Genomic DNA, 463 nt, shown 5'->3' on the forward strand with positions numbered 1-463 from the left:
TACGTGTTGAGCTCACCGGCCGGCCAGGTGCCGGTCGAAGCCGAGGTGGTCGTCGTGGCGGCCGGTCCCTGGCTGCCCGAGCTGCTCGGTGGGCTGCCGCTCACCGGGCAGGCGCTTCCGCCCTTCGAGGTGACCCAGCAGCAGGCGTTCCACTTCCGCAGCCGGTCCGAGTCGGCCTGGCCGATCTTCGTGCACAAGGACGCTCTCTCGGTCTACGGACTGCCCGGAGGTCGCGACGTCGGTGCGGGTGCGATCAAGGTCGCCGAGCACGACCACGGGCAGGTGACCACGGCGAGCACCCGCAGCGGCCGGGTCGACGATGCGTCCCGGGCCCGGCTGGTGGAGTACGTCAGCCGCTATCTGCCCGGGCTGGATCCGGAGCCGAGTGCCGAGGCGACCTGCCTCTACACCTCGACCCCGACGGAGAGCTTCCTGATCGACCGGGTGCACGGCCTGGTCGTGG

Annotated in this window: 1 protein-coding gene; it reads left to right on the plus strand. The window is 71.3% G+C overall.

Annotation, left to right across the window (positions count from 1 at the left end):
- Positions 1-463 (plus strand): FAD-dependent oxidoreductase (locus tag ACU8YE_RS24990; protein WP_446930235.1); only part of this gene is annotated, 463 nt, incomplete at both ends.

The organism is Ralstonia sp. VS2407 (assembly GCF_052950655.1).